We start from the raw sequence: 2,554 nt of genomic DNA, 5'->3' as shown, positions 1-2,554 counted from the left end.
ACTGTATTAACTAGCTGCATTTGATAATGTTTCATATAAATACTCTTTGGGATAAGGATTGTTGAACACCCTGCATTGTACATTACAAAATTTGTTCAACCAGGTGATACAAATAGAATTGTCCTCAATAGTTATAACATCACTGCGCTGGCTCTACCATATTCTGCATAGGAATACTCACTCATGTTCCTAAAGAAACCATTTCTACTGTCTTTCAATCAGGTTGTTATCGATATATTTGAGCTTCTTTCTTAATTTTGTTCGCCTTATAAGGAATTAACTCATCACTTATTGTTTACGCAGTGTTGATAATTATTCAATGGTTGCAGTATTTATTAATGCCATGTTGTTGTAGATAATATCGTTATGAATACAGCGACACATTTTGTCATGGGTGTTAATGAGGACGTAAAGCGATGAAGATTGAAATTTATACAAGGCCAGGTTGTGGCTATTGTACTAATGCTAAGAGGCTATTTTTGAACATGGGCTTAGAGTTTACTGAGTACGATGTTGCTAATAATCCCAAAATGATAACGACTATGCAAGAAAGAACTGCAGGAAGAACTTTTCCACAGATATTCATCGAAGATAAGCCAATTGGTGGTTTTACCGACTTGATAAGTCCTGAAAATATTGTCTTATTGACAAATATATAATAGAAGAGAGATTGATATGTTTTTGAAAACTGATAAGTACAACTCTATCAAGAGCTATTTGATGTTAGTTGCTGGAGTGTTAATGATAAGCGTGGCATCAACAGGGCAGGTTCAAGCTTCACAGACGTTACACAAGACAATTAAAGTACAAGGACAAGATATCTTTTATAGAGAAGCGGGTGTTGAAAATAAAAAGACCATTGTCTTACTGCACGGTTTTCCCACGTCATCACATATGTATCGAGATTTAATTCCGAAACTATCGAAACTTTATCATGTGATAGCGCCTGATTATCCCGGATTCGGTAATAGTTCGATGCCATCAGTGACTGAGTTTGAATATAGTTTCGATAATCTGGCCAAAATAACCGATGCTTTTTTAGCTGAGGTGGGCGCTGACAACTTTACTCTGTATGTCATGGACTATGGCGCACCGGTTGGTTTTAGAATTGCGTCAGCTCACCCTGAAAAAATTGAAGGTTTAATTATCCAAAATGGGAATGCTTATGATGAAGGACTGAGAGATTTTTGGAAGCCGATTAAAGCGTATTGGCAGGACAAGTCAGCGGAAAATGCTAAATTGTTAAGCGATTCACTTTTAACAATCGGTGCGACAGAGTGGCAATACACTAATGGGACTCGAAATAAAGCGTTGATTAGTCCAGATAATTGGATAATAGACCAATCCAAACTTGACAGACCGGGTAATAAAGAAATTCAGTTAGAATTGTTTTACTCGTATGGAACAAACCCAGCGTTGTATCCAGAATGGCAGGAATATTTCAGAAAACATCAGCCACCAACGTTATTAGTATGGGGCAAAGGTGATTATATTTTTCCTGAGGAAGGGGCGCATCCATACAAACGTGATTTGAAAAACTTGGATTTTCATATTCTAGATACTGGACACTTTGCGCTTGAAGAGGACGGTGATGTTATAGCTGAACACATCCTCGGTTTTATGAAAAAGAATATAGTTCGAAAATAAGTGAATGAGAGTAACGCCTGTGTTTTATGGGCGTTATTCGTTGTCGATTACATCTAGATCGGGATAACTAACAGCCAGTTATGCTTAAATAGACGTTAGTTTAACTTATGAGTAGGGCTGTAAGATTTGTTATTTTGCTCAACAAGCTAAAATGCTATGTACCGAGATAAAATGAAACCATGTTAAATATAAATTTCGAAAAAAAAGTGGTTGTTGATACTGAACAACAGAGTTGGCAAAAAAGCCCAGCATCAGGTATATGGCGAAAGCCATTAGCAAGAGCTGAAGCGGAGCGAGGTCACGCTACCAGTGTCGTCAAATATGAAGCCGGATCCGATTATCCGGAGCATGGTCATCCTAACGGAGAGGAAATATTTGTTTTAGAAGGAGTGTTTTCTGATGAAACAGGTGATTATCCTGCGGGGAGTTATATTCGAAATCCAGAAGGCTTTAGTCATAGACCTTTTAGCGTGGAAGGTTGTACAATTTTTGTGAAATTATACCAATTTCAGTCGAATGATAATGAACAAGTCAGAATTAACACCAACCAAGTCTACTGGTCAGCAGGGAAAGGCAATTTAAAAGTTATACCATTACATTCTTTTGAGGGGGAGTCTACCGCTTTGGTGCATTGGCCAGCAGGAGAAAAATTTATGCCTCATACTCATATGGGCGGTGAAGAAATTTTTGTTATTCGAGGTGAACTTATTGATGAACATGGACGATACCCAGCCGGAAGTTGGATTCGAAGCCCACATTTAAGTCAGCATTATCCTTACGTGGAATTAGATACCGTAATACTTGTTAAAGTTGGTCACCTTTAATTTACATGATGTAAATAATTGATATCATTTAGGTTAAGTAGGAAAAGTAATGTTCGGCGTCAGATTTTTTAACAATGTTAAAG

At 37.4% G+C, this 2,554-nt stretch carries 3 protein-coding genes; all 3 read left to right on the top strand.

Annotated elements, in window-relative coordinates; translation table 11 throughout:
• Window positions 1-416 precede the first annotated feature (416 nt).
• The 3 genes from H5202_RS20450 (at window position 417) to H5202_RS20440 (ending at window position 2,471) form a co-directional block, all read left to right on the top strand.
• On the top strand, window positions 417-659 hold the full coding sequence (locus H5202_RS20450; RefSeq protein ID WP_182773682.1) for a glutaredoxin domain-containing protein: 243 nt from the start codon (window positions 417-419) through the stop codon (window positions 657-659).
• A gap of 16 nt (window positions 660-675) precedes the next feature.
• A complete protein-coding gene (locus tag H5202_RS20445; RefSeq protein ID WP_220493949.1) occupies window positions 676-1,647 on the top strand; it encodes an alpha/beta fold hydrolase in 972 nt (323 codons plus the stop codon).
• 179 nt (window positions 1,648-1,826) lie between these two features.
• The gene (locus tag H5202_RS20440) at window positions 1,827-2,471 is read left to right on the top strand and encodes a cupin domain-containing protein (RefSeq protein WP_182773681.1); all 645 of its coding nucleotides are present in this window, start codon (window positions 1,827-1,829) and stop codon (window positions 2,469-2,471) included.
• Window positions 2,472-2,554 lie beyond the last annotated feature (83 nt).

The organism is Shewanella sp. SG41-4, from assembly GCF_014164505.1.
Taxonomy (GTDB): Bacteria; Pseudomonadota; Gammaproteobacteria; order Enterobacterales; family Shewanellaceae; genus Shewanella.
Note: the sequence above shows the minus strand (reverse complement) of the source record. Positions and strands in the feature narration are given on the sequence as shown.